Origin of the sequence: Sorangium sp. So ce204 (assembly GCF_051526795.1) — a bacterium.
Lineage (GTDB): Bacteria > Myxococcota_A > Polyangia > Polyangiales > Polyangiaceae > Sorangium > Sorangium cellulosum_B.
Window position 1 is genome coordinate 5,782,738 of sequence record NZ_CP150317.1, and the last position, 15,262, is coordinate 5,797,999.

Sequence of the window (15,262 nt, forward strand, 5' to 3'; positions counted from 1 at the left end):
GGGTTTCAACCGCTGTCGCACGAACATCGGCTCACAGGCTCAAGGCGAGCTTGGCGTACGCCGCTCGCCCGGGGCGCTGGACGCCGTAGAAGCTGAAGGCCTTCTCGTCGGTGAGGTTCTGCACCTCGACGGTCGAGCTCACCGTCCATCCGCCGCGCTCGACCAGGTACGTGAGCGCGAGCGTGTGCACGAGCTGCGACGGGATCTCCGCCTTGGAGTCGGCCGCGCCGCGGCCTTCCGGGCCGACGAAGAAGGCGTGTACATAATCGGCGTTCCAGGTCAGCGACAGGACATCGCGCCGCGCCGCGATCTCCGGCCACTGCGCGCGCGCGGCGACCCCGCCGAAGAGGTACGGCTGGTTCTGGATGCGAACGCCGGTCGAGCCGTCCCGGAAGTCCTGCCATGTGACGTGACCGTCGACCGACAGCCAGTCGCCCGGAGAGGTCCACCCGGCGGTCGACTCGATACCGACGGATCGCGCCGACAGCGTGTTTCCGTACTCCGAGTAGCCCAGGTGCCTTCGCAGCGTGATCAGATCCTCGGTGAAGCGCCCGAAGCCGTTGGCGCTGAACCGGAGCTGCCCCGCGCCGCTCTCCGCGCGCTCCAGGGTCACGCCGAGGTTGACGTTGTGGCTCACCTCCGGCTCCAGGTGGACGTTCCTGACGATGAGCCCTCCGTCGCCGAACAGCTCCTCCGGCGTCGGCAGGCGGGTGGCGAACTCGTACGAGGCCTTGGCATAGAGGGCGTCGGTGAAGCGGAAGCGCAGGCTGTCCCCTGCCCCCGCCCGGTGGGTCGCTCGATCGACGTCGCCGATCCGGCCGCTCGGCAGGTGCTCCCGGGCGCGGATCGACTGCAGGTAGAGCTTGGCGAAGGCGATGTTCGCGAGCCGGCCCTCGAGCGGCCTGGCCTCGTACTCGACGCCTGCCACGCCGCTCCACAGCGCCCGCTCCGCGGTCAGCGGGTCCTTCTCGGGCTCGGCCACGACAAGGTTCCTCCCTGTGCGCGTCACGTGGCTCGGCGAGAGCCCGAAGCGCAGGAGGTGCTCGGTCGCGGGGTGCCAGGCCAGGTTGACGCGAGCGAAGGTGGTGTGCTGGTGGACTTGCTGGTCGTTCGCGTCGTCCCCGATCTCCCCCCGATACGGGCGCTCCACGCAGCCACCCGACCAGTCATAGGTGCACGTGGCCACGTTGAGGAAGGTCGTGCGCGCGTACGAGTACCCCGCGAGGGCGTCGAGCCGCGCCCTCCCGAAGAACGGCTGCGCATACCGCAGCAGCGCGCCGCCGGTCTGCCTGCCGAAGGTGGCCTCTCCGAAGGGCGGCGACTTGACCCTGCCGTCGAGCATGTCGACGAGCAGGCCGTGCTGCACCTCCTTGTCGTGCGAGGTGAAGAAGGCGCGGAGGAGCAGGCGGTCGGCCCACGGCCGCCGCGCGACCCCGAGCTCGGCCGCGCCGCCGGCCGCGACGTAGCCGTCGTGGAACCGCCGGGCGCGCGCGGGCGAGAGGCGCCCGCGCTCGTCGTACGCCATGACGTCGATCGGGGTGTCGTTCCGCGCGCGATCGACGAACCCGCTCGCGCGGGCGAAGAGGCCGCTCGGCGCGTGCGCGTGGCGCGCGCCGAGGGTCATCCGGTACGTGCCGAAGGAGCCGACCTGGTAGGACGCCGACGCGGCCGTGCCGCGCGTGTCTTGATCGGTCACCAGGTTCACCGCGCCGCCGAGCGCGTCCGTGCCGAAGCGCAGCGGGACGACGCCGCGGTAGATCTCGGCGCGCTCGACGAGGTTGACCGGCACGTTGGCGATCCCGAAGGAGTGCCCGGCGAGGTCGAGCGGCACGCCGTCGAGGAAGAAGCGGATCCGGTCGTCGGTGAGGCCGTTGAGCGAGAAGCGCGCGTCGGAGCCGAGCCCGCCGAGGCGGCGCACGCTCACGCCCTCGGCGCGCGCCAGCACCTGGCCGAGATCCGCGGCCTGCCGCCTGGCCTCGACGGTCTCGATCACCTGGACCGCCTGCGCGGAGGTCCGGAGCCGCTCGGCCTCGGAGGCCCCCCGCACGCTCACCTCGATCGCGGGCAGCGCTGGCCCTGCGGCGGCAGCGACCGGCGCGGCGCCGGCCTCGCCTGTAACGTGCGCGGCACCGGCCTCGCCTGTGACGGGCGCGGCACCGGCCTCGCCTGTGACGGGCGCGGCACCGGCGGCGCCTGTGACCGGCCCGGCCGCGGGGGGCGGCGCAGGCAGCCGGAAGTCGTGGCGGTAGAGGATGCGCGACGCGACGCTCCGGTCGCCTCGCCGGGCCGGCGTGAAGCGGAAGCGCAGCGCCGCTTGCCGCGCGGCCTCGTCGAACCCGTGGCCCGCGGGCTCGGCGACCTCTGCGCTGGTGACACGCCCTTCCGCGTCGATCGTCAGCCGCAGCACGACGCTCCCCTCCAACCCCGCCTCGCGCGCCGCCTGGGGATACGCCGCCTCGACCGCGCCCGTGAGCTCGGGCGGGCGCACCGCGAGCGCGACGCCATCGCCCGGGGCGCGCGCCGCCGGCGCTGCCTCGGCCCCGGGTGCCTCTTCGCTCGCCCGCGCGTCCGCGGCGAAGGCCAACAGGGCACCGCAGGGGGCGAGGACAAGAGTCCCGGCCAGGGCGGCGAAACGCAAGGGCTGCAATCGAATCATGAGATCACCGGGCATGCTCACCGGAGCGTGACGATGCGGCGCTCTGGCCGGCTCTGCGCAAGCTGGTTGTCGTGGCGTCTCGCTCGCCGGCTCTTCAGGCCTCTCCGGATGGCGCAGACCGCGCTGGCCAGGGGCCGCCGCCGCGAGCTCTCATGTCAGCGCGCTGGGAGATTCAACCGCTCACGTCCTCCGCCGCCGCCGGGACCGGGACGATGACGACGCGCTTGCACCGCCGGCACTTCAGCTCGACGCCGCCGGGCACATACCGGGCGAGGAGGCTGCCGCAGCCGCAACGCACGGAGTTGGGCTCGGCACGTCCAGCAACGCCGCAGTGATCACACCGGCTGTCGAGCGGAGCAGTCGCCTTCGACATCAGGTTGTCCATCGTGGAACCCCACTTTCAATAATGAAAGTCACTTTCACTTTCACTCCGGAACCTGCCATGCTACCAACAGCGTTGTCAAGCGAAAGCGGTCGGAGAGCGTCCACGGCGTCCACGAGGCGTCGCGACGTCCGCAGGTCCGAGCAACGCGAGATCGCGGCCGAAACCGGCGCGATCTGCGCGCTCGCCCGGGTCGCCGGCGCCATGCCTCGCTGGCGCGGACAGGCCACCACGCGACGGTGGCCCGCGGCGGGGGTCCCAACGAATTCACTTGACAATGCCCACCCTACCTCACCATAAACGAACTTGAAAGTAGTTTTCACTTTCATTCAATCGCCGACGCCGGGGTGGCCCCGCCCATCGCGGCGTCATCGAGCTGGGTCCGCTGTCGGGACGACGTCCGGCGCCCCTGCCCTGCTTGCTCTCGGGGGTCGGGCCCCGTGCGCCGGCGGGTTCCGCTTTCGTTCGAGCGGCGCAGGCGCGGGCGTCACGGCCGCCTTTGTGCCGTCGTCGCGGGACGCGGATCGCCTGCCGCGAGCGTGCCTCTGGCGGCTGTCCCGTCGAGCGCCGGTTGAACCAGGAGGGTTGTCGTCATGGTCGCTCCTCAGGACGCGCGCTGGCCGCTGTCGGCCGCGCAGCACGGTATCTGGCTAGGCCAGCAGCTCGACCCCGCGAGCCCTGTGTACAACGCGGGCGAGTGCGTCGAGATCTGCGGGTCCGTCGATCTCGCGACCCTCGAGGCCGCGATACGCCAGGCCGCCTCGGAGGCAGAGACGCTTCACGTGCGCTTCACGAGCGAGGCGGACGGGCCGCGCCAGCGCCTCGACCCGTCCCCTGACTTCCCTGTACACCGCGTCGACGTCAGCGCGGCGCCGGACGCGTTCGCCGCGGCCGAGGCGTGGATGCGCGAGGATCTCGCGAGCCCGGTGGATCTCGCGCGCGGGCCCCTCTTCACGGAGGCGCTGTTCACGGCGGGGCCCGATCGGATCTTCTGGTACCAGCGCGCGCACCACATCGCGCTGGACGGCTACGGCTTCTCGCTGATCGCGCGGCGGGTGGCCGAGATCTACACAGCGCGCGTCGAGGGCCGATCGAGCGAAGGCGGCGCCTTCGGGTCGCTGCGCCGGGTCGTCGACGAGGATCTGGCCTACCGCGCCTCCCCCGATCTGGAGCGCGATCGCGCCTTCTGGACGCAGCGCTTCGCCGACCGGCCCGAGCCGGTGAGCCTCGGCGACGAGCCGGCGCCCGCGTCGCGCGCCTGCCTGCGCCGGACGGCGTCGCTCGCGCCGTCGACCGTCGACCGGCTGAAGGACGTGGCGCGAAAGGCGAAGGCGACCTGGCCCGACGTCGTTGTCGCCGCGACCGCCGCGTACGTGCACCGGCTCACCGGCGCGCCCGAGATCGTCCTGGGGCTGCCCGTGATGGGGCGCCTCGGCTCGGTGTCGCTGCGCATCCCGGGCATGGTCATGAACATCGTCCCGCTCCGGGTGCCGGTCGCGGAGGGCGCGAGCCTCGTCGATGTCGCCCGGCAGGTCGCGGCCGAGCTCGCGGCCATCCGGCCGCACCTGCGTTACCGCTACGAGCAGCTCCGCCGGGATCTCAAGCTGATCGGCGGCGGCCGCCGGCTGTTCGGCCCGGTGGTCAACATCATGCCGTTCGATTACGACCTGCGCTTCGCGGGGCATCGCGGCGTCGCGCACAACATCTCCGCCGGCCCGGTCGAGGATCTGTCGTTCGGCGTCTACGCGAGGTCGGACGGGCGCGGGCCGCGGCTCGACCTCGACGCCAACCCGGCCTGCTACGGCGACGAGGATCTCTCGGCGCACCAGCGACGCTTCCTCGCGTTCCTGGAGGAGGTCGCCGCCGCCCCCGAGCAGGCCCTCGATCGCGCCGAGATCGACCTCCCCCGGGCCGCGGCGCGCGCGCCCGGCGCGCAGGCGGCCGGGCAGCCCGGCGCGCTGCTCGACGGGGGCCCGCTGCCCGCGCCGGCGCGACCCGTCGTCGAGCAGATCGCCCTGCGCGCGCGCGAGCAGCCGGACGCGACCGCCGTCCACCACGGCCTCGAGCGCGTGACCTACGGCGAGCTCGACCTCGCCGCCCGGCGGCTCGCCGCCCGGCTCGCCGCGCTCGGCGCCGGGCCGGACACGCTGGTCGCGGTGCTCCTTCCGCGCAGCGTCGGCGCCGTCACCGCGATCCTCGGCGCGCTCTACGCCGGCGCAGGCTACCTCCCCCTCGATCCGGACGGGCCGCAGCCGAGGACCGCGGCGATCCTCGACGACGCCAGGCCGGCGATCGTCGTCACGACGTCGCAGCACGCCGCGAAGGTGGGGAGCGATCGCGCGGCGCGCCTCGTGCTCCTGGACGAGGCGATGCACGGCGCGCCGGCGCCGGCGCGGGCGCCCGTCCAGGGCGCGGAGGAGCACCTGGCGTACGTCATCTACACGTCCGGCTCCACCGGCCGCCCGAACGGCGTCATGATCGAGCGCGGCGCGCTGGCCCATTTCGTGGCGGCCGCGACCCACCGCTACGATCTGCGCCGCGACGACCGGGTGCTGCAGTTCGCGCCGCTGCACTTCGACGCCAGCGTCGAGGAGATCTTCCTGACCCTGTGCGCGGGCGCCGCCCTGGTGCTGCGCACGGACGAGATGCTGCAATCCGTGCCGCGGCTGCTCGACGCCTGCGAGAGGCACCGGATCACCGTCCTGGATCTGCCGACCGCGTTCTGGCACGAGCTCGCCTACGGCCTCTCGACCGGCGCGGCGTCGCTCCCCGAGGGCGTCCGCACCGTCATCATCGGCGGCGAGGCGGCGCTGCCCGAGCGCGTCGAGCGCTTCCGCCGCGCCGTCGGCCGGCGCGCGCGGCTGCTCAACACCTACGGCCCCACCGAGGCGACCGTCGTCGCCTCGGCCGCCACGCTGAGCGGCGGCGACGCTCCGGACGAGGCTGGAGACGAGGCGCCGATCGGCACGCCGCTGCCCGGGGTCCGCGCAGCCATCGTCGACACACACACGCACGCGCGCGGCCGGCTGGTCCCGCGGGGCGCCGTGGGCGAGCTCCACCTCATCGGGCCCGGGCTGGCGAGGGGGTACCTCGGGCGGCCGGACCTCGACGCCGCGCGCTTCGTCGTGCTCGACCAGCTGGAGGGCCGCCCGCGCGCGTACCGCACCGGGGACCTGGTCCTCCAGCGGGCCGACGGGCAGCTGGTCTTCATCGGGCGCGTCGACGACGAGCTCAAGATCAGCGGTCATCGCGTCGATCCGCTCGAGATCGAGGCCGCGCTCCTGCGCCACCCTTCCGTGCGGGAGGCGGCCGTCATCGGGCACGCCTCGGCCGGCGGCGGCAAGCGCCTGTCCGCGTTCCTCGTCGCCGGGGACCCCGCCCCGTCGCCGGCCGAGCTCCGCCGGCACGCGCGCTCGCTGCTCCCCGCGGCCGCCATCCCCTCGGCCTTCGTGCTCACCGATCGGCTGCCGAGGACGAGCTCCGGCAAGATCGACCGCAAGGCGCTGCGGGAGGCGCCGATCACCGCCGCGGCGGAGCCGCCGGCCGCCGCGACGGCGCTCGAGCGGCAGCTGCTGCAGGTCTGGGAGCAGGTGCTCGGCGTGAGCGGCCTGTCGGCGCACGACGATTTCTTCGAGCGCGGCGGCCAGTCGCTGCAGACGATCCAGGTCGCCAACCGGCTCAGCGTCGATCTCGGGCGGGAGATCCCCGTCGCGATGGTCTTCCGCCACCCGACCGTCGCGGCGCTCGCGCGCGCCCTCGACGAGGCGCAGGGCGCGGCGGCGGCGGCGGCGGCGGCGCGGACGAGCGGCGAGACCCCCGGCGCCATGCTGGCCGACGCCGAGCTCCCCGAGGACGTCGTCCCCCGATCGCTCGCCTGGTCCGGCGGCGGCGGTCGCCCGCGGCAGGTCGTGCTCACCGGCGCGAGCGGCTTCGTCGGCGCGCACCTGCTCCACGAGCTCCTGGCGCAGACCGACGCGACCGTTGTCTGCCTGGTGCGCGCCACGAGCGAGGCGCACGCAGCGGAGCGGATCCGGCAGGCGCTCTCGAAGCAGCGCCTGCCGGTGGACGGCATCGACGCGCGGGTGCTCGCCGTGCCCGCCGACCTGACGCAGCCCCGCCTCGGCCTGAGCGCCGCGCGGTTCGGCCAGCTCGCCGCGGAGTGCGACGCCATCTACCACAACGCCGCGGTGGTGAGCCTCGTGCGCGACTACCGCAGCCTGCGCGCCGCCAACGTGATCGGCACGCGCGAGGCGCTCCGCCTGGCCGCGGCGGCGCGCCCCAAGCCGCTGCACCACGTGTCGACGCTCGCCGTGGCCCCGGGCATCGCGGCGAGCCCCGAGGTCGCGGAGGCGTTCGTGCCGCCGCACCCCGGCCTGCGCGACGGCTACCAGCAGAGCAAGTGGGCGGCCGAGCGCCTCGTGCAGCAGGCCGCGGAGCGCGGGCTGCCGGTCGCCGTGTACCGCCTGGGCCGCGTCGTCGGCGCGCCCGACACCGGCGTCGTCAACGAGCAGGATCTGGTCTTCCGGCTGCTGAGGGCCGGCATCCCCGCCGGCGTCCTGCCCGATCTCGACGTGAGGGAGGTGTGGACGCCCGTCGACTACGTCGGGCGCGCGATCGTGCATCTCTCGCTCACCACGCTCACCGCGCAGGACACGGGCGCCGTGGTCAACGTCGCCCCTGCGCCCGAGGTCCGGCTGACGGAGCTCTTCGACTGGGCGCGCGACTACGGCTACCCGGTCGAGCGGCGCCCTGTCGCGGCGTGGCGCGCGCGGCTGAAGGACGGCGCCGACGCCGCGGACAGCGCCACGCTCGCGTTCTTCGATCTGCAGTCGGCCCCTGCCGACGGAGAGGCGACCTTCGGCATCGGGCGCGTGCGCTGCGACAACCTGGAGCGCGGCCTGGCCGGCACCGGCATCACGTGCCCGCCGATCGATCGCGCGCTCTTCTATCGCTACCTCGATCGCTGCGTCGAGGAAGGCCTCCTGCCGCCCCCTTCGCGCGCGGCGCGGCGAGCGCCGCGCCCCGCATGACACCGGCTCACGGACGAGAACCTCCAGCCAGAGAGAACGACCACGATGACCACACAGATGATCGACCCACGGGACAGGAAGCAAGGGACCGGCGCGCCGCAAGGCGCCGCGGAGGGGCTCCGGCTCGACCGCTCGAACGCGCTGCTCGCCGAGGCGCGCCGGCTCATCCCCGGCGTCACGCAGTCGCTCATGAAGCGGCCGGAGATGTTCGCGCTCGGCTCGTTCCCCGTGTACCTCGAGGGCGGCGAGGGCGCGCTGGTGCGCGACGTCGATGGCAACCAGTACATCGACTACATCTGCGGCCTCGGGGCGAACACGCTGGGGCACAACCACCCTGCGGTCGTCGACGCCATCCGGCGGCGGCTCGACAGGGGCATCCTTCACTCGCTGCCGACGGAGGTCGAGGTCACCGCCACGCAGGACCTCGTCGCGCTGACCCCGGGCGCCGAGATGGCCCGCTTCTTCAAGACCGGCGCGGACGCGACGTCCGCGGCCATCCGGCTCGCCCGCCACGTGACCGGCAAGGAGAAGGTCGTCACCATCGGCTACAACGGCTGGCACGACCACTTCATGTTCGACACCCCCGGCGTCCCGGCGGTGCTGCGCGAGTACACCCACCGCATGCCGCTCATGGCCGAGGCCGACGAGCAGCCGCTGCTCGATCTCATCGCGAGCAAGGGCCCGGAGCTCGCGCTCGTGCTGCTCTCGCTGCCCTACAAGCGGTGCGTCTCGGCGGACTACCTGCGCAAGGTGCGCGAGGCGTGCCGCGCCCACGGCGTGCTGTTCGTCCTCGACGAGGTCGTCACCGGCTTCCGGCTCGCGCGCGGCGGCGCGCAGGAGTACTACCAGATCGAGGCTGATTTCGTGTGCCTCTCGAAGGGCATCGCCGCGGGCATGCCGCTGTCGGCGATCGCCGGGCCGCGCCAGGTGATGAGCCGGCTCTCGGAGCTCCAGGTGTCGACGACGTTCGGCGGCGAGATGCTCTCGCTCGAGGTCTGCAGGGCGGCGCTGCGCGAGTACCGCGAGACCGACTACGTCGCGAAGGTCGCCGCGCTCGGGAGGCGGCTCCGCGAGGGCATCAACCGGCGCGCGGAGCAGGGCGGCTTCCCGCTGCGCATCGTGGGCTACGACGCGATCCCCTTCTTCCTCATGGCCGAGGATCTGGCCGTCCACACGAAGCGCATGGAGCCGTTCGTCGGCGCGATGGCGAGGCGCGGCGTCCTGCTGCGGCGCGACGTCAACTTCCTCTGCGGCGCGCACACCGAGGCGCAGATCGATCACACGATCGACGCGGCGCACGACGCGCTGCTCGAGCTGGCGAGCCGCGGCGTGATCGAGCGCGGCGCGGGCGCGAAGGCCCGGAGCTGAGCCCACGGTCGTGCAGAACGCTCGCTCCGAACGGACCCTCCTGTTCCTCATCGCCGCGGTCCAGTTCGTCAACCTGCTCGACTTCATGATCGTCATGCCGCTCGGGCCGGACTTCGCTGTCGCGCTCGGCATCCCGATGTCCGACATCGGCCTGATCGGCGGCAGCTACACCGCGGCGGCGGCGGTCTCGGGGGTCGCCGGCGCGTTCTTCCTGGACCGCTTCGACCGGCGCAGCGCGCTCGCCATCGCGATGCTCGGCCTTGTCCTCGGCACGGCCGCTGGCGGCCTCGCCACCGGCCTGCCGAGCCTCCTCGCGGCGCGCGTGCTCGCCGGGGCCTTCGGGGGGCCCGCGACCTCGATCGCGTTCTCCATCGTCGCGGACGCGATCCCGCCGGAGCGGCGCGGCAGGGCGATGGGCGTCGTGATGGGCGCCTACTCCCTGGCCGCGGTGCTCGGGGTGCCGGCCGGCCTCGAGCTCGCGCGGCGCGGCGGCTTCCAGGCGCCGTTCTTCGCCGTCGCGGCGCTCGGGCTCACCGTCGCGGGGCTCGCGCTGCTGCTGCTCCCATCGATGCGCGGCCACCTCGCCGGGGCGCGGGCGCGCGCCGAGGAGGACGCCCTGCGCGAGCTCCGCGCGCTCGTCGCCCGCCCGCTCGTGCTGCTCTCGTACGCGACGACGGCGGTCATGACGATGGCGTCGTTCCTCGTCATCCCGAACATCTCGGCCTACGTGCAGCATAACCTCGGCTATCCGCGCGAGCGGCTCGGCCTGCTCTACCTCGTGGGCGGCGCGCTCACCTTCGTCGTGATGCGCACCGCGGGCGCGCTGATCGATCGCATCGGCGCGTTCCGCACGAGCCTGGTCGGCGCGGCGACGCTCGTGGCCGTCCTCTACGCCGGGTTCCAGTCGTACGTGCCGGGGCTGCCCGTGCTCGTCGTCTTCGTCGCCTTCATGACCGGGACGGCGATCCGCAACATCTCCCACGGCACGCTCGCCTCGAGGGTGCCGCTCCCCTCCGAGCGGGCGCGCTTCGGATCGATCCAGTCGGCCGTGGATCACCTCTCGTCGGCGCTCGCCGCGTTCCTCGCGGCCAGGATGCTGCACGAGCTCCCCGACCAGCGCCTCGACGGCATGGGCGCCGTGGCCGCGCTGGCGATCGCCTTCACGCTCGCGTCGTCGTGCTTGATCTTCCTGATCGAGCGACACCTCGCCCTCGGCGCGTCGAGCAGCGCCGGCGCCGCGCGCGCGCTGGCGGGCCGGGGCTAGTCGACGAGCGCGGGAGTCCAGAGAGCGCGCCTCCAGCCGGGCGCCCCTCACCTGGCCGACCTGGTTTCCATCTCCGATTCCCCTCGGTGGGAACAACCACCCATCAAGGGCACCTCTCCCTCTGACGGATGCTGGAGAAATGCTCCAGGGTCGGCTTGCACGGCCGCTCCTCACATGCTCTTTGTCGGTGACCTCATCAATGGTGTCTCCGCCTCTCGTCCCGCGCCTCGCGGGATGCCTTGGCTGCCTCGTCGCGGCCCTCGTCCCACGCATCGTCGTCGCCGTCATCCCGGCCGGAGCCTCGCCTCCTCCGGCGGCGGCGGTTCCTCCGGCGGCGGCGGTCGCGCCGATCACCGAGGTTTCGCCCCTCGCGAAGGGCACGCCTGAGCCCCTCATCGACGGCGCCGCGCGCTCCGTCGTCGCCGTGGCCGTATCACACCGCGATCCCGGAGGCGGCGATCGACGCGTGAGCCTGTGCAGCGGCGCGCTCGTCGAGCCGAACCTCGTCTTGACGGCGCGTCACTGCATCTCGCGCAACCTGACGGCGGCCCCCCGCTGCGATCGCTCGGGCAGGTCGCACAACGGCGATCACGTCGGCGGAGACATCGATCCTTCCGAGATCGCCATTTACACCGGGGACCATATCGATGTCTCCCGCGACGCCGCGCGGGCGCGCGCCGTGGCCACGCTGCACGGGAAAGAGCGCGTCCTCTGCGACGCGGACATCGCCTATCTGGTGCTCGATCGGCCCCTCACCGGCGTGGCGCCCCTGCGGATGCGCGAGGTCGGGGCGATCGATCCGGGCGACAGCGTGGTCGCCGTCGGGTACGGCGGCGGGGCGTCCAACCGGCTCGGCGTCCGCGCCGCGCGCGGTCCGCGCCTCGTCGCCGCCGTCGGGCCCCGCGCCGATCCGGCGACCGGCAAGGTCCTCGGTCCGCGCGAGTTCGAGATCGAGGGGGCGACCTGCGCCGGCGACTCGGGAGGTCCGGTGATCGACGCCGACCGCGGCGACGTCGTGGGCATCACGTCGCGAGGCGCGGGGTGCACCGCGGCTGGCAACCACGTTTATACGCGCACGGACGCCTTCGCCGCGCTGACGGCCGAGGCCCGCACGGCCGCGCTCGCACGACGCTGATCGCCGCGCGCCGCTCGCCGTCGCCGCCGGCCCGCCTCGCCGAGCGCGAGGGGCAGGACGCGGCAGGAGCAGGCCGTGTGCACCCGCGGCACAGCGCGCGACGCGCGGGCGTGCCGGCACGTCGCTCGCATCGCGCGGTGCCAGCGGAAGACAGACACGGGATCGACGCTCATGCGGGCAGCGTCGCGTGCGCGATGACGCTGCCTCGCCCGCGCCGATGACCACTTCCCGGAGGGATCGGAACCATGTCGTTGCTGGACACCACCAGGGGCTTCTTGACGCCCGAGCTCATCTCGGCCGCAACGAAGGGGCTGGGCCTGAGCGATGAATCGCCGACGAACGTGCGCGGCGCCGCGGAGAGCTCGGTGCCGACGCTGCTCGCCGGAATGGCTCAGGTCGCCTCTTCGGAGAGCGGCGCAGCGCAGCTGTTCAAGATGATCACCGAGCGGGACTACGAAGGTCTGCTCGGGAGGGCGGGGCCCCTCCGCGCCGAGCAGGCCGAGGAGCTCTCGCATCATGGGCAGTCGATGATCGCCCGCCTGTTCGGCGACCGCGCGAGCGGGATGATCGATCTCATCTCCCGCTCCTCCGGCGCAGAGCAGCGGTGCTCGACCGCGATGCTCGGCCTGGTCGCTCCGATCGCCGCGTGCGTGCTCGGCCGCGAGGTGAGGTCGCGAGGGCTGACCGCGCGAGGGCTCGCCGATCTGCTCTCTCATCACAAGCAAGCCTTCAAGGACGATCCACGCGCCCCGGCGGGCCTCGCTGGATTCCTCGCTCCCTCCATGGCGGCGAGCGCGCCTTTCGTCGCTGCGGCGTCGCGCGAACGGCCGCCGCATGATGCGGTATCGCCCGTCCCGTCCCGAACGACGGAGTCGTCAACCCCGCTTCCCTCGCGTGAGGGGCCTGCCCGTCAACGTCAGACGCGAGAGTGGCTGCTCCCGACCTTGCTGGCAGCGGCGGTGCTCGGAGGTCTCTGGGCGTTCGCACGCGAGCGCAGGCAGGAGCGCACCGCCGCCGAGCCCACGCACGAAGCCCCGGTCGCGGCGGCTCCGGGGGACGATCTCGCCCAGCCCGCCGCGCCGCCGCAGGTCGAGGCGCCGCGCGCCGAGGCGCCCACGGCCGCCGCGCCAGGCGAGGCGCCGCCCAGCGCGCCAGGCGAGGCGCCCACGGCCGCCGCGCCAGGCGAGGCGCCCCCCGGCGCGCCGGAGATCGTCGAGCAGCTCAGGATCACGGCCGGAGTGATGACGCTCCCGGGCGGCAAGGTCCTCTCCGTCGACGAGCACGGCTCCGAGGCGGAGATCGCGCGGTACCTCGACGCCGGAGCCGCGGACGGCCCCAAGCGCTTCTCGATGGAAGGCGTGACCTTCCGCTTCGGGACCACGGAGTTGACCGAAGCTTCGCGGCCGAAGCTCGAAGCGCTGGCCGTCATCCTCGGCGCCTATCCCTCCGCGCGGGTGCGCATCGAAGGGCACACCGACGCCGTGGGCGGCGCCGAGGGGAACCGATCGCTGTCGCTGGCGCGAGCCCAGGCGGTGCGCAACGAGCTCACCGCGCGACGGATCGCCCCCGATCGCATCGAGGTGGCCGGGATGGGCGCCGAGCAACCGGCGGCGTCGAACGACACTGCCGGCGGGCGCGCGCAGAACCGCCGGATCGACGTCATGGTCCTGAGCCTCTGAAGCGACGACTCACCCCCTCCATGGAAGGAGCGAGGTACCGGCGCCGGCCTGCGGAAGCAGGGTACCGGCGCCGGCGAAAGGCCGGCGCATCGCCGGTCGACGCTCACGTGTGCACTCTCGGGAGGACTTGCTCGAGGACGCCGATGGCGCCGTTGTCCCTCTCCACGTGGAAGCGGACCACCAGGTTGTTGTTCCTGTCCCAGTCGTCGGCTCCGTCGCTCGGATCGAGGATCGCAAAGTTGCGATGCGTGACGCAGTACCTGTGATCGGACCCCGCGATCTCCCGGAGGAACCCCTTGATATCGCCGTTGAACAGGTTCTGACTGCCGCCGTTCGTCAGCAGCGAGAGGATGATGCGGGCCATCCCCCTGGGGGCAGGGCGCGCGATGCCGGATGCGGTCACCTGATAGAGGCGCGGTCGCGAGCGCGGCTGCCCGAACCCGAGGACCGTGTCGATGTGCGCCATCGTGCCCACGTGGATGTCGCCGCCCATGAGCGTCACCTGGGTGCGAGGGCTGAAGCCGGCGAAGTTCATGAGAGACATCAGGAAACGCCTGCATTCGTTCTGGTTGTTGGAGGCAGCCCAGCCGTCCCGGATGTCATCGACGGAGGACATGTTGAACGTGTTCGTGAGCGCCTCCGCGGCCGCGAGCGGCAGGTAGACGACGGGCGTGCCGACCACGACGAAGAGGTGCCTGAGATCGAGCGCCGCGAGCTCGTTGAGCCTGAGCTCGAGGTCGTCGAGCTGTTGCTTGCCGAGGATCGCCCCGTTCCTCCACGAGCGCTGCGACCGCCCATCGACCGCGAGGATGGCGACGTCGCCGTGCTTCGCGATCCAGCCGAACCCCGCGCTGCTCAGGCGGTCCCTCGGGCTCAGCGCCACCTGGAACTCCTTGAACGCTTGCTCCGCGGCCCTGTAGCGCTCCACGGCCTGCGGCGAGCCGTCGTTGTTGTTCGACCCCCAGCCATCGTAGATCTCGTGGTCGTCCCACATCATGACGTTCGGGCAGCTCCCGAGGACCGCCGCCACGTCAGGGTGCGACCACGTCTGCACGTAGTGCCTGCGGTACGCGGCGGTGCGCCCCTCCGAGGGCGACCAGCCCGTGGGATCGCCGTCGCCGTAGATCTGGTCACCGGCGTGAACCAGCAGGTTCACCTTGCCTTCGTCCACGAGGGCCTTGAGCGCCCGCCACATCGCCCCGCGCCGCTCCTTGGGAAACTCGTGGTTGTCGATGTCGTTGCAGCTCACGAGGCCGATTCGAATCGGCCCGTTCGTGACGGTGCGGAAGGCGGAGCCGTTGATGCTCAGGTTGTCCGCGGGTGTGGGGAGCGGATCTCCAGCGTCGTGCTCCACGATGCCATAACGAACCCTCTCGCCGCTCAGCCCGCTCAGCTCGAACGTGGCGAGCCCGAAGGGCGGCGCGCTGTTGATCGGCACATCGAGCGTGCGAACGCCGTTGTCGTCCGCGAATGCCAGTCTCGCCCTCCCCTTGGGCCGCTCGAAGACGGCCAAGATCCTGCTGGTTGTCTGCGTCGTGTGTCCGATGACTGCGCTTTTGAACGCCATGGTCCGCCTCTCTGGCGAGAGCTCGTCAGGCTGAGGGAAGAGGCGCCGTGGTCCTGGCGGGCACTCTCCCCTATGTTTCGTCGCGGGCGGCCGGACGCAAGTTTTTCGGCTCGCTCGAGGCGCTCGCGAGAGGGGCGGGGCGTCGGACCAGAGGAGATCGGCGCTCGCGCTCACGCCTCCA

Annotated in this window: 8 protein-coding genes; 5 read left to right on the top strand and 3 right to left on the bottom strand. The window is 72.8% G+C overall.

What is annotated here, in order from left to right; all coding sequences use genetic code 11:
* Positions 1-31 precede the first annotated feature (31 nt).
* Both mxcH and WMF22_RS21510 read right to left on the bottom strand, forming a co-directional pair.
* Positions 32-2,638 (bottom strand): TonB-dependent siderophore myxochelin receptor MxcH, encoded by a 2,607-nt coding sequence (gene mxcH, locus WMF22_RS21505; protein WP_438036868.1) that lies wholly within the window; start codon positions 2,636-2,638, stop codon positions 32-34.
* A gap of 190 nt (positions 2,639-2,828) precedes the next feature.
* Positions 2,829-3,029: a hypothetical protein gene (locus WMF22_RS21510; protein WP_437300906.1), complete on the bottom strand. Its 201-nt coding sequence runs from the start codon at positions 3,027-3,029 to the stop codon at positions 2,829-2,831.
* A gap of 602 nt (positions 3,030-3,631) precedes the next feature.
* On the opposite strand from WMF22_RS21510, the gene mxcG reads away from it, so the two are divergent.
* The 5 genes from mxcG (at position 3,632) to WMF22_RS21535 (ending at position 13,514) form a co-directional block, all read left to right on the top strand.
* Positions 3,632-8,068, top strand: coding sequence for a myxochelin non-ribosomal peptide synthetase MxcG (gene mxcG, locus WMF22_RS21515; protein ID WP_438036869.1), 4,437 nt, complete (start codon positions 3,632-3,634; stop codon positions 8,066-8,068).
* Between the two features lie 45 nt (positions 8,069-8,113).
* Positions 8,114-9,436, top strand: coding sequence for an aminotransferase class III-fold pyridoxal phosphate-dependent enzyme (locus tag WMF22_RS21520; protein ID WP_437300908.1), 1,323 nt, complete (start codon positions 8,114-8,116; stop codon positions 9,434-9,436).
* A 10-nt stretch (positions 9,437-9,446) separates the two neighbouring features.
* Positions 9,447-10,700 carry an MFS transporter gene (locus tag WMF22_RS21525; RefSeq protein ID WP_438036870.1) on the top strand — a complete coding sequence of 418 codons (1,254 nt, stop codon included), beginning with the start codon at positions 9,447-9,449 and terminating at the stop codon, positions 10,698-10,700.
* Positions 10,701-10,899: 199 nt separating this feature from the next.
* Positions 10,900-11,835, top strand: a complete 936-nt coding sequence (locus tag WMF22_RS21530; protein WP_437300910.1) for a trypsin-like serine protease — start codon at positions 10,900-10,902, stop codon at positions 11,833-11,835.
* A gap of 245 nt (positions 11,836-12,080) precedes the next feature.
* On the top strand, positions 12,081-13,514 hold the full coding sequence (locus tag WMF22_RS21535) for an OmpA family protein (protein ID WP_438036871.1): 1,434 nt from the start codon (positions 12,081-12,083) through the stop codon (positions 13,512-13,514).
* Positions 13,515-13,617: 103 nt separating this feature from the next.
* Here WMF22_RS21535 and WMF22_RS21540 read toward each other — a convergent pair whose 3' ends face one another.
* On the bottom strand, positions 13,618-15,081 hold the full coding sequence (locus WMF22_RS21540; RefSeq protein WP_438036872.1) for an alkaline phosphatase D family protein: 1,464 nt from the start codon (positions 15,079-15,081) through the stop codon (positions 13,618-13,620).
* Positions 15,082-15,262 lie beyond the last annotated feature (181 nt).

What these genes read in the sequence shown, in the direction of transcription:
- WMF22_RS21510 (WP_437300906.1), bottom strand. Translation starts at nt 3,029, where the DNA reads ATGTCGAAGGCGACTGCTCCGCTCGACAGCCGGTGTGATCACTGCGGC.
- mxcG (WP_438036869.1), top strand. Translation starts at nt 3,632, where the DNA reads ATGGTCGCTCCTCAGGACGCGCGCTGGCCGCTGTCGGCCGCGCAGCAC.
- WMF22_RS21520 (WP_437300908.1), top strand. Translation starts at nt 8,114, where the DNA reads ATGACCACACAGATGATCGACCCACGGGACAGGAAGCAAGGGACCGGC.
- WMF22_RS21530 (WP_437300910.1), top strand. Translation starts at nt 10,900, where the DNA reads ATGGTGTCTCCGCCTCTCGTCCCGCGCCTCGCGGGATGCCTTGGCTGC.
- WMF22_RS21535 (WP_438036871.1), top strand. Translation starts at nt 12,081, where the DNA reads ATGTCGTTGCTGGACACCACCAGGGGCTTCTTGACGCCCGAGCTCATC.
- WMF22_RS21540 (WP_438036872.1), bottom strand. Translation starts at nt 15,081, where the DNA reads ATGGCGTTCAAAAGCGCAGTCATCGGACACACGACGCAGACAACCAGC.